Origin of the sequence: Ruania halotolerans (genome assembly GCF_021049285.1) — a bacterium.
In the GTDB taxonomy this organism is placed as follows: domain Bacteria; phylum Actinomycetota; class Actinomycetes; order Actinomycetales; family Beutenbergiaceae; genus Ruania; species Ruania halotolerans.
Genome location: NZ_CP088017.1, coordinates 1,914,240 through 1,936,831, shown reverse-complemented (window position 1 = coordinate 1,936,831; position 22,592 = coordinate 1,914,240). Strand labels below are relative to the sequence as shown.

Here is a 22,592-nt window from a genome sequence, read left to right as displayed (position 1 = left end):
CGTCCTTGACCTTTCGTTTCGATGGGGTTCGGGGGTTGGGATAATGGATGAGGGAGTCCTGGGGCACGAGCCCAGGACCTGACGGTCAGCCGCCTCGGCGGATCCGACCGCGGTAGCGATCCTCGAGTGCATGGTTGTGGTCATCACCTCCTGGGCGGTTAGCCGAGATGTACAGGGGAGGTACAGCGCCTGCTGCGAGCATCCGCTCGGTGACGCCGAGGGTGAGAGCTTGTGCGATGAACGCTGCCGTCATGGAGGAGACTGCACCGGCGCCGTACTGCTCACCGAGGGTGAGGGTGGCGTCGCCGAACGGCGCGAGGTTGTCGATCACCACGTCCGCCACGTCGATCAGGCGCTTGCCGCTGGGGTGCTTGGGCTGCACCGCCATGGTGTGCTCCATGCTGGTGACCGCGATGATCTTGTGCCCGCGTTCCTTGGCGGCCAGTGCGAGCCCCACGATGGACCCGTTCACGCCGGAGTTCGAGGCGATCACGAACACATCGTGCTCATGCAGCGGGGCCGCACTTAGCAGTTCCTCGACCACGTCGGGGTCGCGCTCCATCGTGGCGCCTTCGAGGTCGGTCACCGGCCGGTCGCCGTAAAGCACCACATCGCGCAGTGCGATCCGCGTGGTGGGGATCAGACCGCCGGCACGGCCGGCGATCTCCATCGCGAATGCCTCGGAGTGCCCGGTGCCGAACGCCTGAATCACCCCACCGGCGTCGAGCGCCTCCACCAGGAGGTCCACGGCTGGGTCGAGTGTGCCGTCGGCGGCCCGCTCGGCGAGGGTGTCGAGCCGGCGGGAGACCTCCTGGTGGAAGTCGGCTGCGGCGGAAATCATCGGTGTCCTTTCGGGAGTGCGGGGGTGCGAACGGTAGAAACGCAAGAGCGGGTCGTGGTCAGTCTGAACGTCGATGGCTGGCTACGGCATCGGCCGAGGCGGCGATCCGCGCGACTGTCGCGGTGTAGTCCAGCTGTGCAACGAGCAGGTACAGCACATCGAGGACGAAGAGCTGTGAGTGCTTCGCCGACAGGTCGGCGGGGTGGAGGTACTGCTCCGGTACCGACGCGAGCAGGCAATCGTCGGCCAGTTGCGCCAATGGCGAGTTCCCGAAGCTCGTGATGGCCACCGTGTGCGCGCCGGCTGACTTCGCCCGTTCGAGCATGTCGGTGGTCTCCCGGGTGCGGCCACTGTTGGAGATGCCGATCGCAATCGCCTGGTCGTCCAGGATCGAGGCACTGGCGAGTCCGGCGTGCACGTCTCCCCACGCGTGGGCGTTCACTCCGATGCGGTAGAGCCGCGTGCGCATCTCGTCCGCCATGGAGAAACTGCCGCCGGTGCCGTAGATATCGAGGTGCCTCGCGCCGCTGATGCGCTTCGCAACTCCCGCGGCCACATTGAGGTCGAGCACGTCCGCCGTCGCACGCAATGACCGTACGTGCGCATTGAGCAGAGCGCGCAGCACATCGTCCGGCGAATCGTCCGGATCGAGTGCTCGGCCCATCTCTGCTCGCCAGGTCTCCGATCCCGAAGAGTCTCCCCTGCCCGAGTCGGTGGCCACACCCACCCGGAACTGCACATATCCCGGATAGCCGAGCTGCCGGCAGAACCGGGTGACCGTGGCCGGTGAGGTGCCCGCGCGCTCAGCCAGCTCCGTAATTGAGAGTTCGAGTGGCGCCGTGGGATCGTCGAGCAGGACCGTCGCGATCTTGTCCATCGCGGCTGACATCAACGGCCGGTTGGCATGGATACGCTCAGCTACCCGGAGAGTCCGTTCGACCTCGGTCGGAGCGTTCCGCACGTGAAAATCCCTCTCGCTTCGTTGATGAAGTACGTGAAAGGTATTCTCAGTCGATGCGCACGTCAAGCCAATCGGAGGAATCGTGACCAACTGTTATCTGGGGATCGACGCGGGAGGCACCTCCACGCGCGCAGCCGTGGTGCTCGCCGACGGCACATGTGCGGGTGTGGGACGTGCAGGCAGTGGCAATCCCATCAGCGCGGGCCCCGATCACGCCGCAGCTCAGGTGCTACTGGCCACCCGCCGCGCACTCGAGCATGCGCGGTTGGATCCGAGCAACCTGGTCGGCGGCATCGCGGCGATGGCGGGCAGCCGGGTGGCGCGGCGCGCGGATTGGCTCAACGATCCTCTGCATGCGGCGGGAATCCCCGTCTCCCTCACCTTGGAACCGGACCTGCTTGCCGCATTTCTCTCCGCCACCGCGGAACCGGACGGCTACGCCGTGGTGGCCGGTACGGGCGCGGTGGCGGTTCGAGTGCGCGGGTTCGAGCTGGAGGCTGTCACGGACGGCCTCGGTTGGCTACTCGGTGACGCCGGTTCGGGTTTCTGGATCGGGCAGCAGGTGGTGCGGGCAGGACTCGCTGCGCTGGATGGGAGGGCCGAACCTACTGCCCTCACCCCCGCGCTCCTGGCCGCCCTCGACCTCGACCCGGATGCTCCCGCCGAGGTGGAGGGCCGACCCGGTGCGGTCCAGCACGCGGTCGATCTGCTCTACACCTGGCGCCCCGTGGAGCTGGCACGGCTCGCCCCGCTCGCGTTCACGGCCGCTGCCGACGGTGACCCGTGCGCCATCGCCATCATCCGCGCGGCCGCGAAGGACCTGCACGCGGCACTCTCGGCCATGGTGGTACCGGAGATCCCGGGGCCGCTGGTCTTTGGCGGCAGCGTCCTCGCCCAGCAGCCCACGGTCGCGGCAATCGTTGCCGAGGCACTGCCCGGCCAGGAGCCACTCCTCACATCCGATGGCCTGGTCGGAGCCGCGACGCTGGCGCTTCGACGTGGCGGCGTGGCCGTCTCGCCCGCCACGTTCGCGCGCCTGAGCGAGACGGTCGCGGCCCAACGCTCCTGATGACGGCCACTCGGACCGGCCGCGTCAGGCCGTGGCCGAGGTCATCTGCCGGAGCTCCTTCTTCAGGTCGGAGATCTCGTCGCGCAAGCGCGCGGCCAGTTCGAACTGGAGCTCCTCGGCTGCCGCATGCATCTGATCGTTGAGCTGTTGGATCAGGTCCGCGAGGTCACTCGCAGCGGCGCCGGCGAGGCTGTGCCGTCCTGAGGGCACCGGTGCCTTCTTGCCTCCCTTGGCCTGCCGATAGCCGCCCTCGAGGAGCTCCTTAGTGTCGAGGTCCTCTCGGGTGAGCATGTCGGTGATGTCACCGATCCGCTTGCGCAGCGGCGTCGGGTCGATCCCCATCTCGGCGTTGTAGGCGAGCTGCTTCTCCCGGCGCCGATTGGTCTCGTCGATGGCGTGTGCCATGGACGCCGTCACCCGGTCTGCATACATGTGCACCTGCCCGGAGACGTTCCGCGCGGCGCGACCGATGGTCTGGATCAGCGAGGTGCCCGAACGCAGGAACCCTTCCTTGTCGGCATCAAGGATGCTCACCAAGGACACCTCGGGCAGGTCCAGCCCTTCCCGGAGGAGGTTGATCCCGACCAGCACGTCGAAAGTTCCCATCCGCAACTCGCGCAGCAACTCGACCCGGCGCAGGGTATCGACCTCGGAGTGCAGGTAGCGCACCTGCACCCCGCGTTCGAGGAGGTAGTCGGTCAGGTCCTCGGACATCTTCTTCGTCAGCGTGGTCACCAGGACACGCTCGTCTCTCGCGGTCCGTTCGTTGATCTCGGCGAGCAGATCGTCGATCTGGCCCTGGGTGGGCTTCACCACCACTTCCGGGTCCACGAGACCGGTGGGGCGAATGATCTGCTCCACGACGCCGTCGGACTGGCTCAACTCATAGTCACCCGGCGTGGCCGAGAGGTAGACGGTCTGACCGATGCGCTCGAGGAACTCCTCCCAGCGCAACGGACGGTTGTCCATCGCACTCGGCAGGCGGAAGCCGTGATCGACCAGCGTGCGCTTGCGGGACATATCGCCCTCGTACATCGCTCCGATCTGAGGCACGGTCACGTGCGACTCGTCGATCACGAGGAGGAAATCCTCAGGAAAATAGTCCAGTAGCGTGTTCGGGGCCGAGCCGGCCGCACGCCCGTCGATGTGCCGCGAGTAGTTCTCGATCCCCGAGCACGAGCCGATCTGCCGCATCATCTCGATGTCGTACGTCGTGCGCATGCGCAGACGCTGTGCCTCGAGCAGCTTGTTCTGTGACTCCAGCGCAGCGAGCCGCTCCTCAAGCTCACTCTCGATGTAGGTGATCGCGCGCTCCATCCGCTCCGGTCCGGCCACATAGTGCGTGGCCGGGAACAGGTAGATCTCCTGCTCCGAGCGCACCACCTGCCCGGTCAGCGGGTTGAGCGCCGCCAACGATTCGATCTCATCGCCGAACATCTCGATCCGCACGGCCAGCTCTTCGTACACCGGGATGATCTCAATCGTGTCCCCACGCACCCGGAACGTGCCGCGGGTGAACGCCATGTCGTTGCGGGTGTATTGCATGGTCACGAACTGGCGGAGCAGATCGTCCCGCTCCACCTGGTCCCCCACACGCAACTGCACCATCCGGTCCACGTACTCCTGGGGGGTACCCAAGCCATAGATGCAGGAGACGGAGGCCACCACCACCACATCCCGCCGGGTCAGCAGGTTGTTCGTGGCGGAGTGCCGGAGGCGTTCCACTTCGTCATTGATCGAGGAGTCCTTCTCGATGTAGGTATCCGACTGCGGTACGTAGGCCTCAGGCTGGTAGTAGTCGTAGTACGAGACGAAGTACTCGACGGCATTATTGGGCAGCAGCTCGCGGAACTCGGTGGCCAACTGTGCGGCGAGCGTCTTGTTCGGCGCCATCACCAGCGTGGGGCGCTGCACCTGCTCGATCAGCCAGGCCGTCGTGGCTGACTTCCCGGTACCGGTGGCACCGAGGAGCACCACGTCCTTCTCCCCTGCATTCAGACGTTCGGTCAGCTGAGCGATGGCGGCGGGCTGGTCCCCCGCGGGCTGGTACTCGGAGACCACCTCGAGCGGGGCGACGGTGCGCTGAAGATCGGTGACGGGACGCATAGTTCTTACGGTACGCGCGCGGTGTGACATTCTCCTTCTCGTGGAACCTGTGCACTCGAACGCGCGAGCCTCGAACCCGGCTCTACTCGCGGTGGACGAGGAGGCGGTGCTGTGGTCGGTCCCGCGGGGCGAACTGCCCACTGCACTCGCCCACCGCCCGTTGCTGGTCCTGATGCACGGTTACGGCGCCGACGAGCGTGACCTGACCGGGTTGCTTCGCACCATCACCTCGAGCGACCCTGGCGTCAGCGGCCCGGTGGTCGCCAGCCTGCGCGCGCCCCTGCCTGCCGGGCCCGGCTTCGCGTGGTTCCCGATCGAGGATGTCACGCGCGCCGGCTCCCCCGATCCGGCCCTCGCGGCCGCGGCCACCGCTGGGGTGATGCGCTGGCTGGAACGCACCCAGGCACTGGCCCGCACGCACGGGCCTGTTGGCCTGCTCGGCTTCTCCCAAGGTGGGGCGATGGTCACCCACCTGCTTCGCCACCACCCGGAGCTGTTCGCCTGTGGCGTGGTCCTCTCCGGGTTCACGGTCCCCGGGCTGGTGGGTGGCGATGAGGCGCTCGCGCAGATCCGTCCGCCCGTGTTCTACGGCCGCGGGAGTGCCGATCCGTTGATTCCGCCGGCAGCGATCGAACGCACGACGGCGTTCCTCACCGCCCACACGCGGCTCACCTCCCGCGTCTATCCGGTGGGTCATGGCATCGCACCGGCCGAGGTAGACGAGGTCATTGCCTTTCTTACAACGCACCTCCACGCCTAGGAGAGGCACTCCACCTGCTCGCCGGCCGCCGTCGGGAAGGGGCGATGCTGCGACCGGACCGCCGGAGGAGGCAGGATGGGGACCTCAGGACCATCAACCCTCGGGAGGATCCATGTCCGTCACCAGTAGCGCCAACACCGTCTGGACCGGAGACCTGTTCAGCGGCTCCGGCCGCACCACCTTCGACACCTCGGGCCTGGGCACATTCGATGTGTCCTGGAAGGCCCGCACCGAACCCGGTGCCGGCACGACGACCCCGGAAGAACTACTCGCCGCAGCACATGCCTCCTGCTACTCGATGGCATTCTCGAACGAATTGGCGAGCAACGACACCCCGCCCGAGACGGTGAACACCTCGGCGGAGGTCACCTTCGTACCCGGCACCGGGATCACCGGCATCGCGCTCACCGTCTCTGCCACTGTGCCCGGGATCAGCGAAGACGACTTCCAGCGGATCGCCAACGCCGCCAAGGAAGGCTGCCCGGTCTCGGGCGCGCTCAAGGCAACCCCCATCACCCTGACGGCGACCCTTTCCTCCTGACACGACAGGCGAACGGCCGGTCCGCCGGCAGCGGGCCGGCCGTTCCCATCGATCACTCCACCACGCCGGATTGACCGGCCGGTCGTCGGCACCGCGGGTGAACCCATTATTCGGTGTCGTTGACGCGTGCCACTGTGCAAGCATTGATCTCATGGTCACGTTCTTCCACCTGAGCTAGCGATCCGCTAGCCAGTTCGAGGCTTCGCCCGCGGCTAGCGATGCGGGAGCGGACCGCATGGTCCCTCCCGACCGCTACCGGGAGAACACCCCATGCCCTCTGTGCGCCCTGGCGCGGCAGAGTCGATCACGCACGCAGTCGCCGCCGGCCTGCCTGTGAGCGTGCTGGTGCGCACCGTCACCGGCCTCGAACGCTCCACCGCTGCCGAGTTGATCGACGCCGGCCACCACATGATCGACACAGCACCGCGCCAACTCATCATCCGCCCACATTCGGCCAGAATCGTCACGGATCCACCTCGGCTAGCAGACGACCTCTTCGTCATCGGTGCCGACGTGCCCGATCCCGGCCGAACCAGAGCGGGCCTGCAGCCGCTGACCCGAGCGCTCCGGCACGCTCTCACCATCCCTGTGGCACATGGCGCCAGCGAGGCGCTGTCGGTGAGCGCATCATTCGTCGGTCAGCGCACGTACAGCCGATTCGACATCGAAGACCTCACCGGGGCGGTGATCGCCGAGCGCACGGGCGCCGTGTACTACTCGCGGCGGGATGGCACGCGCCCACCATCCGAACGAACCGACTGGCGGGTGGTCTTCGACGGCACCCGGGCGCGGGTGGCGGTTCGCCCCTTCGACGCACCCCTGCATCGACGCGACTGGCGGGGCCATACCGTGACCGGCAGCCTGCATCCACCAGTGGCCGCGGCTCTCGCTCGACTGGCACGGATCGGACCCGGACATCGTGTACTCGACCCATTCTGCGGTGCCGGCACGATCGTGCTCGAAGCCCGCCACGGATGCCCAACGGCGGCATACACCGGTCTCGACCACGACCCGGGCGCCGTGGAGGCTGCCCGAGCGAACACGCCAGCGCAAACGAGCGTCAGCTGGCAGGTTGGCGACGCCCGCCACGTCTACCGAACCGGTGACTGCTTCGACCGGATCATCACGAATCCGCCCTGGGGTCTGCGGCTGCCGATGGCGGACTTCGACGCGCACGTCCGACACTGGTGCCGGATGCTGCGCCCGACAGGGATGCTCGTCGCTATCCTCACCCCCGGGCAGGCACAGACCGTGATGGGTGACGCACGGTGGCGCATCATCGCGAATCATCATGTGGCCGTTGCCGGTCAGCACCCTCGAATCGTCATGGCCAAGCCAGCCACCTGACTCCCCAGGAGGCGCCTCACAACGCGACCACGCAGGACCCGAATTCGCGCGTGGAGAAGGCGCCGGCCATCGTGGCCTGATGCATCCAGAGACCATTAGCATGAGCGGATGGGACGGCCACGGCAGTTCGATGAGGAACGAGCAGTGGAGTCTGCCTGCCGCACGTTCTGGGCACAGGGATTCGACGGCACATCCACCGAGGATCTGTGCCGAGCAACAGGTCTCAACCGGAGCAGTCTCTACAACACTTTTCAGTCGAAGGAGGTGTTGTTCCGCCGAGCGTTGATGCACTACGTGACGACGACCAGTGCCAGGCAGGATGCACATCTCCATGTGCCAGGCAAGAGCGGACTCGAGCGGATCAGCTCACTGCTGAGCGCCATTGCCGAGGACGAGGGCACCAAACTGGCGGCCGGCGATACCTCAGGCTGCTTCACGGTCAACACCATCACCACGCTCGCCAATCGAAACCCTGAAGTCGCCCAGCTCATCGAAGACGACCTGCGCAGGCGGCTCTCCGCATTGAGCGCCGCGGTGCTGAGTGGGCAGCGTGACGGTTCGATCGTCGAGGACCGGGACCCAGACGACGTGGCCTGGTATGTGACAACTCTCATCTCCGGAATGCGCATCTCGGCGCAGTCCGGCGCCGACCGGAAGGTCCTGGACACCCTCGCCACGACCGCCGTGCTCACGCTCGCTGCCTAAGGATGCGGGCGTCCCGTCCGCACGGGCACATCCTCATTATGGACTGATCGATTCAGATTGCCTGATTCTGTACTAATCTGTTCATAACGTGACCTCGGCCCACTTCAGGATGGTTCAACTCATGCCCCGACCCGTCTACCTGATGACCCTCGGCATCTTTGCGATGGTCTGCAGCGAACTCATCGTCGGCGGCCTCATGCCGCAGATGTCGAGGGATCTCGGCGCCAGCATCCCGCAGATCGGATACCTCATTACCGCCTTCGCCCTCGCCATGGCGCTCGGCGGCCCGGCACTGACTCTCGCTGTGCTGCGCCTGCGTACCAACGATGCGCTGCTCGTGCTGTTCATCGTCTTCTTCCTCGGCAACGCCCTCGCAGCGGCGGCGGCCAACTACGGCACGATCCTCATCGCACGACTCATCACAGGAGCGACCGCTGGAGCATTCTTCGGCGTCGCACTGTCCACAGTCGCCCAGATCACCACGCCGGAGCTGCGCGGACGGGCAACAAGCCTCGCGCTGCAGGGCCTGATGTTAGGCACGGCGCTCGGCCTACCGCTCTCAACGCTCATCGGCGACCAATTCGGGTGGCGATCCGCCTTCATCGCAATCGGCATCCTGACCGTGGCTATCACCATCGCGACCACGCTCGCACTACCGCGGGTTGCCCCGTCGGAGCACACCGGCGGCCTCAGTGCCGAGCTCATCGTCTTCCGGAACGCCCGCCTGTGGTTCATCATGGCAACATCGACACTGATCATCGGGGCAACCTTCGCCGCGTTCTCCTACTTCACGCCGATCCTGACCAACGTCACGGGCTTCTCCGAGCAGATCATCCCGTTGCTGCTGCTTGGGTACGGGGTCGCGACTGTCGCCGGCAACGTGGCCGTGGGACGCCTTGCGCTCTCGCACACGATCTCGGTGATCGTTGGCGGACTGCTTCTCAACGTCGTGTTCCTCGTCGGCTTCGCAATCTTCGCCGAATCTCCCGCGGCCGCGATCATCGCGATGATCGGAATCGGCCTCGTCGGAATCACTCTGAATCCGGCGATGGTCACCCGGGTGCAGCAGGCGGGCAATGCAGGCCCCCTCGTCAACACGGCACACTCCTCATTCATCACCCTCGGCGTCGTGATCGGTTCCTGGATCGGCGGTCTGGGTATCGACTCCTTCGGCCTCCGAGCACCGCTGTGGGTGGGTGCCGGCCTCGCAGTGCTCGCGCTCCTCGCCATGGTCCCGGCAATCATGGCCGCCACCCGGGCTGCACCACACTCACCCGGAGAGCCATCATCGGCGAGCAGCACGAGTGTGGTCGATGCGAGTGACGGATCAGCGGCGTTGCGCGAGGGCACACGAATGCACCACGGGACGGTGCCCGGCGACGACGGCGCCTACCCCAATCGCGCGCGGAACCAGTCAGCGGCGAACCGATGGGAGTCGAGACCGTAACTGAGCGTTGCACGTTGGTGCGCGGCGATGTCCTGGTATCCGTCCGGCACCTCGAGTGTGTCGAGATGCTGATCGAGAGACTCCAGTCGAGCGAGATCAGTCTCGATCCGGGCGACGATCAGGCGGAGGACCTCGGCGCGCTCTGACGGGGCGATGAGGCCGAGGAAGAACTGCCGGGGCAGGATGGCGGTTTCAAGATCGGGACCGACGATCTCACTCGTCATCCAATGGCGGAACGCGGCGGCTCCGGCGTCAGTGACGCCGTAGACCTTCTTGCCACGCGCACCGGGATCACTGCTGACCACCTCGATCAGACCGTCGGCAAGCAGGCCATCCAATGCACGCTTGATGCTGCCTGAACTGGCGCTGTAGAACAGCGAGGGGCCAGCCTCGAAGGCTTTGACCAAACCGTAGAGACTCTGCGGGCCGATCAGCAGCAGGCCGAGAATCACGTGAGCCATGAGCTCACGGTAGCACCTCTTGACTCTCGTAGACATAGCTACTAGACATCTCTATGAGACCCCTCACGAGGAGAAGAAGAATGGCAACTCCCCCTGGCCTGGACCGGCTCCGCACCAGCCTCGAACGCCTCACCTCTCGCCGCGACCCGATGCCGGCCCCGCAGGTGCTGATCCGCACCCCGGACTGGGAGTTCGAGCACGGTGAGCTCACCCAGCGCTTCTATGCGGCCAGCGTCAGCAAGGTGCTGACGGCGACACTCGTGACCGTTCTCATCGAACAGGGTCGGCTCACTTTCGACACCCCGGTGGGGGCCGTACTTCCGCTCGCCGATATCGACGGGCTGCCTGCCGCTCCTGGTGTCGACATTGCCGCGGACGTGACCGTCGAGCATCTGCTCACGCACACCAGCGGCCTGCCGGACTACTTCGTCACCTCACGTAGGCACGCCGCCGCCAGTTCGGCCCGGAGATTCACCGCCGATCTCGATCGACGATGGACATTGCCCGAGATCCTCGCCTCAACTCGAGGTCTCCCACCGGTCGCTCATCCTGGGGAGCGCTTCCGCTACTCGGACACCGGGTACACGCTGCTCGGTCGGATCGTCGAGGAAATCACCGGATCACGATTCGAGCAGGCGCTACGCGAGCACGTCTTCGACGCCTGCGCGATGAACGACACCTCGACTCCTCACGGCGATGCCACGATGCCCGAGGATCTCACCGACCTGGAGATCGCGCCGATATGGATTTCTGGTCAGGAGCTCAGTCGTTCGCTCTGTCTGAGCGTCGGCCGGGCCGACGGCGGGATCGTCACGACCCCTGCGGACCTCGTGCGGTTTCAGGAGGCGCTCCATGCGGGTCGACTCATTGCCATCGAACACCTCGACCACCTCCGACGGCCACGCAACCGGCTCCGCCCGGGAATACACTACGGCGCCGGACTCGCCACGATTCGGTTCGGCGGGTTCATGCCGCCGTTCCTGCGCGGCCTCCCCGAACCGGCAGGAGGCATCGGTGCCTCTGCCACGCACATGTTCTTCTACCCGCAGCAGCGGGCCCATGTGGTGCTCAACTTCCATTCCACGAGCGCGATGAGTCAGAGTTTTCGCACCCACATCACGATCGCGCGCCTCATCGCTGCGCCGCAATGACGCCGGCCGCGGCGGATCCGGCGATCATCAGCGACTCGCCCGCGCCGTCAGCTCACCTCGATGACGGCGGTGGGGTCCAGCCTGTAGCGCTCGCCCATTCCCGCATCCGCGGCCAGGCACGGTCGAACCAGGGCTCCTTCGCCTCGGCGTAGCCGGCCGTAGTCTCCCATTGCTGTGCCAGCTCCTCTTTGACACGCGCGTACTCCTGGCGCGCGGAGGAATCGGCGCGCAACCAATCCCGGAACATCAGCGCGAAGCGCCATCCCGGCCCTCCGGCAACACGCACATGCACGTTCACCGCCCGGCACGGGTCAGCGTTGGCATGGAAACGCTTCTCCCATCTGGCCCCGGGTTCCGACTCGCGAGATCCGGTCTCGCCCCGATCATCCGCTTTCGGGCTGTCGCTCCACGCACCAGGTAGCCCCGGGAAACCTGCCACAGCGAGCACACTGGCGAGTTCGTCGGCCACCTCGAGGTCGGCCACCCCGATCTGCAGATCGAGGACGTCCTTGGCCACCAGACCCGGCACTGCAGTGGAGCCCACGTGGTGGGCGGTCTGTATCGCGGCACCACCGACGCGGCGAAGTCGCTCGAGTACCGTCTCGGCCTGCACCGCCCAGGGCCGTGGTTCGCCAGGACCGGTGGCCAACACGAGAGCCCCTCGTTCGGCGCGCCGACCGGCGAGCAGGTTCTCCGCGTACGGCATGATCCGCTGCGACCACAGGCGCTCCACCTGCGCCGCGGTCGCCTCCACAGTGCCGGTGTTGTCGACCCACATGTCCGCCACCCGCCGGCGCTCGGAATCCTCCGCCTGAGCCGCCATGCGAGCCCGCGCATCATCGGGCCCCATTCCACGGTCGCGTTCCAACCGCTCAAGCCGCACCTGCTGCGACGCTCCGACGACGAGCACCAGATGATGATCCGGTCCGAGGTCGTTCTCCACGAGCAGGGGGATGTCGTGCACCACCACCGATCCTGGTGCTGCGGCAGCCGCCCGGCTGGCGGCGGCCTCCCGTACCCGCGGGTGCACGATGGCATTGAGCCGCGCGCGAGCATCAGGGTCAGCGAACACCACGCGCCCCAACGCAGGGCGATCCACAGCACCGTCCGCGCCGAGTATGTGCACGCCGAAGGCGTCCACCACCTCCGCCAGCCCCGGCGTCCCGGGTGCGACGACCTCGCGTGCGAGCACGTCGGCATCCACCACTACCGCGCCACGCTCCGCGAGCAAGCGCGCCACACTGGACTTACCGGCACCGATACCGCCCGTGAGTCCGATACTCAAGGTGCAGGTCACGAAGCACTTCCGGCGGGTACCGGCACATCGGGAGCCGGGTCGAGGGCGGTCTCGAGCACGAGTCGCAGCGCTCGAGCCACCACTGCCACATCCATGATCTCGGCCGAGGGTACGTGCACGAAGCCTGCCCGCCTCTCGCCCGCCTCCTCGGCCCATGCGTTCAGTCGATAGAAGAGGGCGTTGCAGACGAACGTGCCGGCCGTCATCGAGAGCCCCGCAGGTATCTTCGCCTCGGTCAACGCGAGGTGTGCACGCTTGACCGGGAGCGAGGTCCAGCGAGCTGCCGGACCGCCGGCGATCACAGGCGCGTCAGCGGGCCGGTGGCCGTCATTGTCTGCGATGCGCGCATCCTGCAGGTTCACGGCCAGACGCTCCAGGCTGATCTCCTGGCGACCTCCCGCCAGGCCGACCGCCACGACGAGGGCGGGCTCGTGGTCTGTGATGAGGCGCTCGAGGTGCTCAGTGGCGCGCTGATAGGAGACCGGGAGCTCCGCCGTCACCAGAGGTTCGGTACGGTCCCACTGCTCGGCGACCAGGCGGACGGCATCGATCGAGGGGTTGGCGGCGGCGCCGTCGAAGGGTTCGAAGCCGGTCAGCAGCACAGGGGCGGGAGCATCAGCCACGACGCCATTCTATGACCTTGCGTGGGACGATCGGCCGGAACGAGACCGGCCCGCCACCTCGAGCAGAGGTGACGGGCCGGGTCGAACGACCGGTGGATCAGTTGCCGGTGAGCTTCTCACGAAGCGCAGCAAGTGCCTCGTCCGAGGCGAGAGTGCCACCGCCCTCGACCGGGGCCGAGGTGTAGGAGGACTCAGCGGCCGGCTCTGCACTGGCACTGGTGCTGGCACCAGCAGGAGCGGGAGCACTGGCCGACTCGGCGTCGGCCTCGATGGCCCGAAGCACCTGAGCCTTGTGCGCCTCCCAGCGAGCGTGCGCCTTGGCGTACTGCTCTTCCCAGGCCTCGCGCTGGGTCTCGTAGCCGTCAAGCCACTCGTTGGTCTCCGGGTCGAAACCCTCGGGGTACTTGTAGTTGCCCTCGTCGTCGTACTCGGCAGCCATCCCGTACAAGGACGGGTCGAAGTCCTCGCCGGCGGTGTCCACACCGTCGTTGGCCTGCTTGAGCGAGAGCGAGATCCGGCGACGCTCGAGGTCGATGTCGATGACCTTGACGAACACCTCGTCGTCGACCTTCGCGACCTGCTCGGGCACCTCGACGTGGCGCTGAGCCAACTCGGAGATGTGCACCAGACCCTCAATGCCGTCCTCGACGCGCACGAACGCACCGAAGGGCACCAACTTGGTGACCTTACCCGGCACGACCTGCCCGATGGCGTGGGTGCGGGCGAAGGCCTGCCACGGGTCCTCCTGAGTGGCCTTCAGCGAGAGGGAGACCCGTTCGCGGTCGAAGTCCACATCGAGCACCTCGACGGTGACCTCCTGGCCGACCTCCACGATTTCGTTCGGGTGGTCGATGTGCTTCCAGGACAACTCGGAGACGTGCACCAGACCATCCACACCGCCGAGGTCGACGAACGCACCGAAGTTGACGATCGACGAGACCACGCCGGGGCGAACCTGGCCCTTCTGCAGGGTCTGCAGGAAGGTCGAACGGACCTCGGACTGGGTCTGCTCCAGCCAGGCACGGCGAGAGAGCACCACGTTGTTGCGGTTCTTGTCGAGCTCGATGATCTTGGCCTCGATCTCCTGGCCAATGTACGGCTGGAGGTCGCGGACCCGGCGCATCTCCACCAGAGAGGCCGGCAGGAAGCCCCGCAGGCCGATATCGAGGATGAGGCCGCCCTTGACGACCTCGATGACGGTGCCGGTCACGACGCCGTCCTCTTCCTTGATCTTCTCGATAGTGCCCCAGGCACGCTCGTACTGCGCGCGCTTCTTGGACAGCAGGAGACGACCCTCTTTGTCCTCCTTCTGGAGAACGAGGGCCTCGACGGCGTCTCCCACGGCAACAACGTCGTCCGGGTCGACGTCGTGCTTGATGGAGAGTTCGCGGGAAAGAATGACGCCTTCGGTCTTGTAGCCGATATCGAGGAGAACCTCGTCTCGGTCGACCTTGACGACCGTGCCCTCGACGATGTCACCGTCATTGAAGTACTTGATGGTCGCATCGACGGCTGCGAGGAATTCCTCTTCCGAGCCGATGTCGTTGATCGCGACCTGCGGTGCGCTCGTCGTGGCCGGGCTAGTGATAGTCATTGAGTGTTGGACTCCGTTGTGGACAGGGATAGTGGGAACAGGGACTGCGGGATGCATCTCGCACGGCACACATGAGAACCCACGACCTTCATGGGCGGCAGGCGATCCAGTGAGAGATGCTCCCCGGACTCTGCACCGCACCCGAGCTGGGCGCAGGAACGCACGAATAACCGCGTCAATCCTACCCCGTCAGCCAATGACCTGGCAAAGGGCCGGTGGCGTGACCGACGTGGACGGGGCAGCACTCCACGCCGGGAGGCTTCGCGCGGGCATGATGGCCCGATGGACTCCACTGACGAGCCGCTCCCCAGCGATCGACCGGCCCGGGCCGGATACGAACAGATTGACCCGCCCACGGCACAGATGGCGGCCGCGGCCAACGCGCGATGGTGGAGCCAGACTGCCTCGGAGTACCTCGACGAACATGGCGGGTTTCTGGGATCTGCTGACTTCTGCTGGTGCCCGGAGGGGTTGCGTGAATCCGATGCGGCGCTCCTTGGTTCACTCGAGTCATTGCGCGATGTCCGAGTCCTTGAGATCGGTGCCGGCGCAGCCCAGTGCTCGCGTTGGCTCCGCGCTCGCGGCGTGGACGCCGTGGCAACGGACGTGGCTCCGGGGATGGCCGACGCTGCAGCGAGGCTCGATGACGCCACCGGTGTACCGGTGCCGTTCGTGACGGCGGACGCTCGCGACCTCCCCTTCGCAGATGCATCGTTCGACGTGGTGTTCACCGCATTTGGCGCCATTCCGTTCGTTCCGGATGCCGGCCGCGTCCACCAGGAAGCGGCACGGGTGCTGCGACCGGGCGGACGCTGGGTTGCCTCGGTGACGCACCCGCTGCGGTGGGCGTTCCCGGACGACCCGACCCCCACCGGGCTGACGGCCGTACGTTCGTACTTCGACCGCGCGCCCTACACCGAGTTCGACGAGGCCGGCCAGTGCGTCTACGCGGAGTTCCACCGGACAGTGGGCGACCATGTCCGCGAGGTGGTCGCCGCGGGGTTCGAGGTCATCGATCTGGTGGAACCGGAGTGGCCGGAGCAGAACCGCAACATCTGGGGCGGATGGGGGCCACTGCGGGGAGCGATCCTGCCGGGAACGCTGATCCTGGTCACCAGGCGGGCCTGAACCCTGCCAGGTGGGGCCGGCTCTGCAGGTCCGGATAGGCCCAGATAGGCGCCTCAATGCCCGGCGTCGCGCCAGTTCGCCCCAGTGCCCACGCTCACCTCAAGCGGGACGGCCAGCTCGGCGGCCGCGCCCATCTGCTCCCGTAGGACGGCCTCAGCTGCCTCGGCCTCCCCCGGTGCAACCTCCACGACCAGTTCATCGTGCACCTGAAGCAGCAACCGCGAACCGAGCCCGCGCTCGGCGAAAGCCGCCTGCACGCCGATCATCGCGACCTTGATCAGGTCCGCAGCGCTGCCCTGGATCGGTGCGTTGAGTGCCATCCGTTCGGCCATCTCTCGGCGCTGACGGTTGTCACTCGTCAGATCGGGCAGGTATCGACGACGTCCAAGAATCGTCTGGGTGTACCCGTTCACCCGAGCATCGTCCACCACTGAGGCGAGGTAGTCGCGCACTCCGCCGAATCGTTCGAAATACTCCTCCATCAGCCCGCGCGCCTCGCCGGTCTCAATCTTGAGCTGCTTGGACAGTCCGAACGCGCTGAGGCCGTATGCGAGGCCGTAGGACATCGCCTTGATCTTCGACCGCATCGGTGCGGTGACGTCCGCAGGGTCCACCCCGAAGACTCGTGAGCCGACGAAGGAGTGCAGGTCCTCCCCGGAACGGAACGCCTCGATCAGGCCCTCATCGCCGGAGAGGTGAGCCATGATCCGCATTTCGATCTGGGAGTAGTCAGCGGTGAGCAGCGATTCGTATCCCTCGCCCACCACGAACGCGGCCCGGATCCGGTGCCCCTCCTCGGTCCGGATCGGGATGTTCTGCAGATTCGGTTCTGCCGAGGAGAGGCGCCCGGTGGCTGCGATCGTCTGCGAGTACGTGGTGTGGATGCGGCCATCCGGGGCCACTGTCCGCAGCAGTCCTTCCACGGTCTGCCGCAGCCGAATCTGGTCCCGGTGGGTGAGCAGATGCTCCAGGAACGGATGCTCGGTCTTGGTGTACAGATCGGCGAGAGCATCGGCGTCAGTGGTGTAACCCGTCTTGGTCTTACGGGTCTTGGGCATCTCCAGATCGGTGAAGAGCACTTCCTGAAGCTGCTTCGGTGAGCTGAGATTCACCTCGCGCCCGATCACCTTGTATGCCTGAGCGGCAGCGTCCCGGACGTGCTGATCGAACTCACGCTCCAGACCCTGGAGGTACTCCGAGTCAGCCGCGATCCCCGCCTTCTCCATCTGTGCGAGTACCCCGGCCACCGGAAGTTCGAGATCGGTCAGCAGGGCCTGTGAGTCCCGCTCGGTCAACTGATCGGTGAGTACTCCGGCGAGGTCGATCACGGCAGCGGCGCGAACGGCGCTCAACTCCGCCTCGTCCGGCCCGTCGAGAACGAGCATCTGCTGGGCACCATCACCGTCCTCATTGCGCAGCTCGCGGCCGAGGAACCGGACCGTGAGGTCGGCCAGGGCGTAGGACCGCTGGTCGGGGTGGCACAGATAGGCCGCGGTGGCGGTGTCGAAGGTGACCCCGGCAAGTGTCAGGCCACGCCCGTCCAGGCAGTGCCAGCCGGCCTTGGCGTCGTGCAACACCTTCTCCCGCTGCTCGTCGGCGAGCCAGGTGGCCAGGGCGCTCTCGTCGTCGGGGCTGATTTCGGTGAGGTCCACGGTGAGCACAGCTCCCCCCTCGGCCGCGATGGCCATGCCCCAGGCGTCCCCGCTCCCGGAGGCCACACTGCCCCGGACATCCACACCCACGCGGCCGGTGGCGTGTGTGCCCAGCCAGTCTGTCAACGTGCCTGGCGTCATAGCGGTGATGTCCAGGTCGAAGGACTCGGCCGTCGCGGACTCGGCGTCCTGCGGCTCCATCTCGAACAGTCGGTCCCGCAGCACACGGAACTCGAGCGCGTCGAAGACCTGGTGCACCTGCTCACGCTCGAACGGGCGCCGCGGGAGGTCGTCCACACCGACCGGAAGATCCATATCCAGCAGGAGCTGGTTCAACTGGCGGTTCAGCAGCACCTGGTCGAGGTGGTCGCGTAGGCCCTGCCCGGCCTTGCCGGGGATCGATGGCGCATTCGCGACGATGCCTTCGAGTCCGTCGTACGCAAGGATCCACTTCGCGGCTGTCTTCGGTCCGACACCGGGGATACCCGGGAGGTTGTCGCTGGTCTCGCCAACCAGCGCGGCAAGGTCGCTGTACTGAGCAGGTGAGACGCCGTACTTCTCCTGGACGGCGATCGGAGTCATCCGGACGAGGTCGGAGACACCCTTGCGCGGGTAGAGCACGGTGACCGTCTCGTTGACCAGCTGGTAGGTGTCCCGGTCCCCGGAGCAGATGAGCACCTCATAGCCGGCGGCAACTGCCTGGGTGGACAGCGTGGCGATGATGTCATCGGCCTCGAAACCCTCGCGGCCGAGCGTGGTGATCCCGAGTGCCGCGAGCACCTCCTCGATCAGTGGGATTTGCCCACGGAACTCTTGGGGCGTCTCATCCCGGGTGCCCTTGTAGTCCGCATACGTCTCCTTGCGGAAGGTCTGGCTGGAGACATCGAAAGCAACGGCCACATGCGTGGGTGCCTCGTCCCTCAGCAGGTTGATCAGCATCGAGGTGAAGCCGTAGACGGCGTTCGTCGTCTGCCCGGTAGTGGTCGAGAAGTTCTCAGCCGGGAGGGCGAAGAAGGCACGGTAGGCCATCGAATGCCCGTCGATGAGCAGGAGCCGGGGTCGCGCAGTGTCACTCACACCTGACAGCCTAGAGCGCATGACCGACACTGCCGATCCGATTCAGCCGCCGCCGGATGATCACCCAGGCTGGAACCCGCACGGGACCCTCATCGAGAAGCTCGGCATCGAACTGCTGGAGACCACTCCTGCGCGCGCGGTGGGCCGGATGCCGGTGGTCGGTAATACCCAGCCCGCAGGTCTCCTGCATGGCGGCGCCTCAGCCGCACTCGCAGAGACGCTGGCTTCCATTGCGGCCACGCTGCACGCGGGGCCGGCGCGCGCCGCCGTCGGACTGGATCTCAATGCGACCCATCACCGCGCCGTCCGTGCAGGATGGGTGCGTGGGACGGCCGAGGCTGTGCACCTGGGCCGCTCCACAGCGAGCTATGAGATCGCGGTGGTCGATGAAGAATCTGGGCGCCGGGTCTGCACGGCCCGGTTGACCTGTGTGATCCTCGACTCAGCCTGAGAACGCTCTGCCAGCGCGGTTAGATCTACCCCGCGTGCGGGCGTCTCAGGCAACCCGCGACTACGGCGGCGCCGCGCGATCAGCTCGTCCAGCGCACGAGGGCGCCGCTCCCTCGTGGTGGCCGGCGCCATTTCCAACCGCCGCAGTACCGAGGCGGTCTCGGCCACCCGGCGGGCGCCTGCCGCAGAGAAACCGAGGCCGGAGAAGAACCGCTGCTCACTGCGCGCACCCGTGAGCGGGACGGTCACGATGCGCTCGGCCCCATGGCGGGCGGCCTCGATGGCGCTGTGCTGCATCAGCACCCGCCCGGCGCCTCGGCGACGGTGGGCAGAGTGCACGTAGAGCGCCTCCACCTGCACGTACGGCACATCACATAACAATCCCGGAGAGATGCACTGCAGCAGCGCCAGGCCGATCAGTTCCGTATCGGCCTCGGCCACCACCAGTCTGCTCTCCGGCATCTCGAACCAGGCGCGCAGGTGCGCCTCCAGCCCCGCCGTCTCCGGGGCGACGAACTGCGGACCCAGCGGAGAATCGGCTCGCGCAAGCTGCAGCAATGTCAGGACGGCGGCCAGATCACTGGATTCGGCGAGCCGGGCGTGAGCGGTGATCAACTTCACCGGATTCGCACCTCCTCCTTGGACGGATACCGTGGCACAGGCTACGCCGCATCGCGCGTGCCCGGGAGCCCTTCGCACACCGTGCTGCTATGCGGCGCCCACCTGATCAATCACCGCATCGGCGACTTCGCGCATGGTCAGGCGGCGGTCCATGGATGTCTTCTGGATCCATCGGAACGCCTCGGGCTCACTCAAGCCCATCTTGGTCATCAGCAGACCCTTGGCGCGGTCCACCCGCTTGCGGGTCTCGAACCGATCGGTCAGGTCGGCAACTTCGGACTCGAGCGCGGAGATTTCCTGGTGCCTGGACAGGGCGATCTCAAGGGCCGGAAGCAGGTCGCCCGGGGTGAACGGCTTGACCACGTAGGCCATGGCTCCGGCGTCACGTGCCCGCTCGACGAGCTCGGTCTGGGAGAACGCAGTGAGCAGAACCACCGGAGCGATCCGCGCCTTGGTGATCCTCTCGGCTGCAGAGATGCCGTCGAGCACCGGCATTTTGACGTCCATCACCACGATGTCGGGCTTGAGTTCAGTGGCAAGCGCCACGGCTGTCTCGCCGTCGCCTGCCTCGCCGACCACCTCGTAGCCTGCCTCGGCCAGCGTTTCCACCACGTCGAGCCGGATGAGCGCCTCGTCCTCGGCCACCACGGCACGCCGGGCCGCAACAGGCTTCGGTGCCTCCTCGGGCGCGCTCTCCGGCAGATCGAGGTCGAGCAAGTCAGCGCTGTTCTTCTCCGGCGTCCCGCCGGTGGTCTCATCCGTCACAGAAGCGATCCTAACGTGCGCATCGTCAAGGTGGTGCCCCGTCCCGGACTCGAACCGGGACGCCCGTGAGGGCAGCCGGGTTTGAGCCGACCGCGTCTGCCTATTCCGCCAACGGGGCGCGATCGGCCATCCTAGCGCGACCTGCGGGCTCGTTGGCACAACGGACTCACCACTGCAGTGCGTCACGGGCGATCGGGCAGGTCATACAGTGCCCGCCCCCACGGCCGCGGCCGAGTTCACCGCCGCGGATCTCGATCACCTCGATGCCCGCGCCACGCAGGAGGGCGTTCGTCACCGTGTTCCGGTCGTAGGTGAACACCACCCCCGGTTCGACGGCCACGGCGTTGTTCCCGCTGTCCCACTGCTGGCGTTCCGAGGCGTAGGCGTCCCCACCGGTCTCGATCACCCGCAACGCATCCAGACCCATGGCCCGGGCCACCACATCGACGAAGGTGCCCACTCCCTCATCGCGGACCTCGAGGCCCGGTGCAGTGTCCGAGGGGTACAGGCTGAAGGCCCGCACACCGTCCATGATGGCCGGGTACAACGTCACCACGTCGCGATCGGCGAAGGTAAACACCGTGTCGAGGTGCATCGCGGCCCGTAGTTTCGGCATTCCCGCCACCACCACCTGCCGTGCGGCCCCGGCATCGAAGAGCACCGAGGCGAGTTGGGTGATGGCCTGACGTGAGGTGCGCTCCCCCATCCCGAGCAGGACAACACCATCACCGACGGGCATCACGTCCCCGCCCTCCAGAGTCGCCTGGCGCCAATCGTGTTCGGGATCACCCCACCAGATGCGGTCGGCACGAAAGTCCGGGTGAAACGTGTAGATGGCCTTCATCAGGAGGGTCTCGCCCCGGCGGGCCGGCCAGTACAACGGGTTCAGGGTGAGCCCGCCGTACAGCCAACTCGTGGTGTCACGGGTGTAGAGCATGTTCGGCAACGGCGGGATGAGGTACTCCGCTTGCGGTGTGCCCCCGCCTGCGGCCAGAGCCAGGTACGCGGGCCGGAACTCACCCGGCAGGTCCGAGGTGGCGAGTCCGCCAATGAGGTACTCGGCCACCTGGCTGGCCGGCAACGTGTCCAGGTAGGCGAGTGTGTCCGCGACCAGGCCGAGACCCACCGTATTCGGCTCGATCATGCGTTCCAGCAGCCAGTGCCGCGCCTGCGGCAGCGCCATGCTCTCGGTGAGGAGGTCGAGTAGCTCCACGACCTGGACACCCCGGTCAGTGAGCTGGGCGACGAAATCGGCGTGGTCCTGTTGCGCGGCACGTACCCAGAGCACGTCGTCGAAGAGCAGCGCATCGGAGGTGGAGGGGGTGAGGCGCTCATGCGCGAGACCCGGAGCGCAGACGAGCACCTTGCGCAGCCGGCCCACCTCGGAATGTACGCCGTGGGTAGTCATCTCTGCCCTTCGGAGAGGACTGCCGTCACGAACTCTTCCATGTGGTGAACGCGATCGCGGTGCTCGACGTGGGCGTTCCAGGGCCGGTTCATCAGGTAGCCACGGGTTCCTGCGGCGCACACGTGCGCCACGTTGTCGGCGTTGTCGTCGACGAAGATGTCCGTGCGGAGCACGGTCTTGTCCATCGAGAACGTCAGGCCATGATGTGCCAGGTCATGCCTGGCCACCCAGGCGCGGGTCTGCTCCTGCACCAGGTCGGCGAGTTCGCCACAGCCGCGAGCGGTGATCAGTTGCACGTGATGTCCCGCCTCGACGAGGGCGCGGAGCGCCGCGACCGCGCCAGGGAGCGGATCGGCAGAGTAGAGGGTCCCCTCGTGCACCCCCCGATGGATGACGGCGTGCCACGAGTCGGCCGGGCAGCCGTATTCCTCGTACGGGGTCCATGTGGTGATCCTGGTGCGGTCACCGGCGATCCCGGCGGCCACACAGAGTGCGTGCGCGCGGCCCGACCAGTCGTAGAGGACGTCATCGATGTCCACACCCACGACCATCGGCTTTCCCACCGCGCACCTCCTCGTTCGCCCGCAG

The 22,592-nt window shown here is 66.6% G+C and carries 21 protein-coding genes and 1 tRNA gene; 9 read left to right on the top strand and 13 right to left on the bottom strand.

Annotated elements, in window-relative coordinates; translation table 11 throughout:
* Positions 1 to 85 precede the first annotated feature (85 nt).
* On the bottom strand, positions 86 to 841 hold the full coding sequence (locus tag LQF10_RS08515) for a sugar isomerase domain-containing protein (RefSeq protein ID WP_231067043.1): 756 nt from the start codon (positions 839 to 841) through the stop codon (positions 86 to 88).
* A gap of 58 nt (positions 842 to 899) precedes the next feature.
* Complete coding sequence (locus LQF10_RS08510) at positions 900 to 1,802, bottom strand: MurR/RpiR family transcriptional regulator (RefSeq protein ID WP_231067042.1); 903 nt, start codon at positions 1,800 to 1,802, stop codon at positions 900 to 902.
* A gap of 82 nt (positions 1,803 to 1,884) precedes the next feature.
* Here LQF10_RS08510 and LQF10_RS08505 point away from each other — a divergent pair, with 82 nt between their 5' ends.
* The gene (locus tag LQF10_RS08505; RefSeq protein ID WP_231067041.1) at positions 1,885 to 2,871 is read left to right on the top strand and encodes an N-acetylglucosamine kinase; all 987 of its coding nucleotides are present in this window, start codon (positions 1,885 to 1,887) and stop codon (positions 2,869 to 2,871) included.
* A gap of 24 nt (positions 2,872 to 2,895) precedes the next feature.
* Here LQF10_RS08505 and uvrB read toward each other — a convergent pair whose 3' ends face one another.
* A complete protein-coding gene (uvrB, locus tag LQF10_RS08500) occupies positions 2,896 to 4,977 on the bottom strand; it encodes an excinuclease ABC subunit UvrB (protein ID WP_231067040.1) in 2,082 nt (693 codons plus the stop codon).
* 40 nt (positions 4,978 to 5,017) lie between these two features.
* Here uvrB and LQF10_RS08495 point away from each other — a divergent pair, with 40 nt between their 5' ends.
* From LQF10_RS08495 to LQF10_RS08475, 5 genes are all read left to right on the top strand, one after another.
* Positions 5,018 to 5,737, top strand: a complete 720-nt coding sequence (locus LQF10_RS08495) for an alpha/beta hydrolase (protein WP_231067039.1) — start codon at positions 5,018 to 5,020, stop codon at positions 5,735 to 5,737.
* Between the two features lie 112 nt (positions 5,738 to 5,849).
* Entirely contained in the window at positions 5,850 to 6,278 is a 429-nt protein-coding gene (locus LQF10_RS08490; protein ID WP_231067038.1) for an OsmC family peroxiredoxin, read from the top strand.
* Between the two features lie 270 nt (positions 6,279 to 6,548).
* Positions 6,549 to 7,625: a TRM11 family SAM-dependent methyltransferase gene (locus LQF10_RS08485; protein WP_231067037.1), complete on the top strand. Its 1,077-nt coding sequence runs from the start codon at positions 6,549 to 6,551 to the stop codon at positions 7,623 to 7,625.
* 108 nt (positions 7,626 to 7,733) lie between these two features.
* Positions 7,734 to 8,330 carry a TetR/AcrR family transcriptional regulator gene (locus LQF10_RS08480; protein WP_231067036.1) on the top strand — a complete coding sequence of 199 codons (597 nt, stop codon included), beginning with the start codon at positions 7,734 to 7,736 and terminating at the stop codon, positions 8,328 to 8,330.
* Between the two features lie 121 nt (positions 8,331 to 8,451).
* Positions 8,452 to 9,777 carry an MFS transporter gene (locus tag LQF10_RS08475; RefSeq protein ID WP_231067035.1) on the top strand — a complete coding sequence of 442 codons (1,326 nt, stop codon included), beginning with the start codon at positions 8,452 to 8,454 and terminating at the stop codon, positions 9,775 to 9,777.
* Here the strand turns inward: LQF10_RS08475 and LQF10_RS08470 are convergent.
* Positions 9,720 to 10,238, bottom strand: a complete 519-nt coding sequence (locus tag LQF10_RS08470; RefSeq protein WP_231067034.1) for a PadR family transcriptional regulator — start codon at positions 10,236 to 10,238, stop codon at positions 9,720 to 9,722. The two genes, LQF10_RS08475 and LQF10_RS08470, sit on opposite strands and share 58 nt — an antisense overlap.
* 80 nt (positions 10,239 to 10,318) lie before the next feature.
* On the opposite strand from LQF10_RS08470, the gene LQF10_RS08465 reads away from it, so the two are divergent.
* Positions 10,319 to 11,389, top strand: coding sequence for a serine hydrolase domain-containing protein (locus tag LQF10_RS08465; protein ID WP_231067033.1), 1,071 nt, complete (start codon positions 10,319 to 10,321; stop codon positions 11,387 to 11,389).
* A gap of 52 nt (positions 11,390 to 11,441) precedes the next feature.
* On the opposite strand, the gene coaE is transcribed toward LQF10_RS08465, so the two are convergent.
* The 3 genes from coaE to rpsA all read right to left on the bottom strand — a co-directional run bounded on the left by coaE (position 11,442) and on the right by rpsA (position 14,903).
* Complete coding sequence (coaE, locus tag LQF10_RS08460; protein WP_231067032.1) at positions 11,442 to 12,674, bottom strand: dephospho-CoA kinase; 1,233 nt, start codon at positions 12,672 to 12,674, stop codon at positions 11,442 to 11,444.
* An 8-nt stretch (positions 12,675 to 12,682) separates the two neighbouring features.
* Positions 12,683 to 13,309: a pyroglutamyl-peptidase I gene (locus tag LQF10_RS08455; protein ID WP_231067031.1), complete on the bottom strand. Its 627-nt coding sequence runs from the start codon at positions 13,307 to 13,309 to the stop codon at positions 12,683 to 12,685.
* A 97-nt stretch (positions 13,310 to 13,406) separates the two neighbouring features.
* Positions 13,407 to 14,903 carry a 30S ribosomal protein S1 gene (gene rpsA, locus LQF10_RS08450; protein ID WP_231067030.1) on the bottom strand — a complete coding sequence of 499 codons (1,497 nt, stop codon included), beginning with the start codon at positions 14,901 to 14,903 and terminating at the stop codon, positions 13,407 to 13,409.
* Between the two features lie 282 nt (positions 14,904 to 15,185).
* Here rpsA and LQF10_RS08445 point away from each other — a divergent pair, with 282 nt between their 5' ends.
* The gene (locus LQF10_RS08445; protein WP_435531440.1) at positions 15,186 to 16,031 is read left to right on the top strand and encodes a class I SAM-dependent methyltransferase; all 846 of its coding nucleotides are present in this window, start codon (positions 15,186 to 15,188) and stop codon (positions 16,029 to 16,031) included.
* Between the two features lie 53 nt (positions 16,032 to 16,084).
* Here the strand turns inward: LQF10_RS08445 and polA are convergent, their stop codons facing one another.
* Positions 16,085 to 18,781 carry a DNA polymerase I gene (polA, locus tag LQF10_RS08440; protein ID WP_231067029.1) on the bottom strand — a complete coding sequence of 899 codons (2,697 nt, stop codon included), beginning with the start codon at positions 18,779 to 18,781 and terminating at the stop codon, positions 16,085 to 16,087.
* Here polA and LQF10_RS08435 point away from each other — a divergent pair.
* Positions 18,780 to 19,211 (top strand): hotdog fold thioesterase, encoded by a 432-nt coding sequence (locus LQF10_RS08435; protein ID WP_231067028.1) that lies wholly within the window; start codon positions 18,780 to 18,782, stop codon positions 19,209 to 19,211. The genes polA and LQF10_RS08435 overlap by 2 nt on opposite strands.
* Here LQF10_RS08435 and LQF10_RS08430 read toward each other — a convergent pair.
* The 5 genes from LQF10_RS08430 to LQF10_RS08410 form a co-directional block, all read right to left on the bottom strand.
* Positions 19,127 to 19,831 (bottom strand): GNAT family N-acetyltransferase, encoded by a 705-nt coding sequence (locus LQF10_RS08430; protein ID WP_231067027.1) that lies wholly within the window; start codon positions 19,829 to 19,831, stop codon positions 19,127 to 19,129. The genes LQF10_RS08435 and LQF10_RS08430 overlap by 85 nt on opposite strands.
* Before the next feature lie 87 nt (positions 19,832 to 19,918).
* The gene (locus LQF10_RS08425; protein ID WP_231067283.1) at positions 19,919 to 20,548 is read right to left on the bottom strand and encodes an ANTAR domain-containing response regulator; all 630 of its coding nucleotides are present in this window, start codon (positions 20,546 to 20,548) and stop codon (positions 19,919 to 19,921) included.
* 79 nt (positions 20,549 to 20,627) lie between these two features.
* Positions 20,628 to 20,714, bottom strand: a tRNA-Leu gene (locus LQF10_RS08420).
* 48 nt (positions 20,715 to 20,762) lie between these two features.
* Entirely contained in the window at positions 20,763 to 22,004 is a 1,242-nt protein-coding gene (locus tag LQF10_RS08415; protein WP_231067026.1) for an arginine deiminase, read from the bottom strand.
* Entirely contained in the window at positions 22,001 to 22,567 is a 567-nt protein-coding gene (locus LQF10_RS08410) for a 5' nucleotidase, NT5C type (RefSeq protein ID WP_231067025.1), read from the bottom strand. Before LQF10_RS08410 ends, LQF10_RS08415 begins: the two co-directional genes overlap by 4 nt.
* Positions 22,568 to 22,592 lie beyond the last annotated feature (25 nt).

Bases quoted from the DNA above. Each gene is read 5' to 3' on its own strand.
- LQF10_RS08485 (WP_231067037.1), top strand. From the start codon at position 6,549: ATGCCCTCTGTGCGCCCTGGCGCGGCAGAGTCGATCACGCACGCAGTC.
- LQF10_RS08415 (WP_231067026.1), bottom strand. From the start codon at position 22,004: ATGACTACCCACGGCGTACATTCCGAGGTGGGCCGGCTGCGCAAGGTG.
- LQF10_RS08445 (WP_435531440.1), top strand. From the start codon at position 15,186: ATGGACTCCACTGACGAGCCGCTCCCCAGCGATCGACCGGCCCGGGCC.
- uvrB (WP_231067040.1), bottom strand. From the start codon at position 4,977: ATGCGTCCCGTCACCGATCTTCAGCGCACCGTCGCCCCGCTCGAGGTG.
- LQF10_RS08465 (WP_231067033.1), top strand. From the start codon at position 10,319: ATGGCAACTCCCCCTGGCCTGGACCGGCTCCGCACCAGCCTCGAACGC.
- LQF10_RS08480 (WP_231067036.1), top strand. From the start codon at position 7,734: ATGGGACGGCCACGGCAGTTCGATGAGGAACGAGCAGTGGAGTCTGCC.
- LQF10_RS08515 (WP_231067043.1), bottom strand. From the start codon at position 841: ATGATTTCCGCCGCAGCCGACTTCCACCAGGAGGTCTCCCGCCGGCTC.
- rpsA (WP_231067030.1), bottom strand. From the start codon at position 14,903: ATGACTATCACTAGCCCGGCCACGACGAGCGCACCGCAGGTCGCGATC.
- polA (WP_231067029.1), bottom strand. From the start codon at position 18,781: ATGCGCTCTAGGCTGTCAGGTGTGAGTGACACTGCGCGACCCCGGCTC.
- LQF10_RS08435 (WP_231067028.1), top strand. From the start codon at position 18,780: ATGACCGACACTGCCGATCCGATTCAGCCGCCGCCGGATGATCACCCA.
- LQF10_RS08475 (WP_231067035.1), top strand. From the start codon at position 8,452: ATGCCCCGACCCGTCTACCTGATGACCCTCGGCATCTTTGCGATGGTC.
- LQF10_RS08470 (WP_231067034.1), bottom strand. From the start codon at position 10,238: ATGGCTCACGTGATTCTCGGCCTGCTGCTGATCGGCCCGCAGAGTCTC.
- LQF10_RS08490 (WP_231067038.1), top strand. From the start codon at position 5,850: ATGTCCGTCACCAGTAGCGCCAACACCGTCTGGACCGGAGACCTGTTC.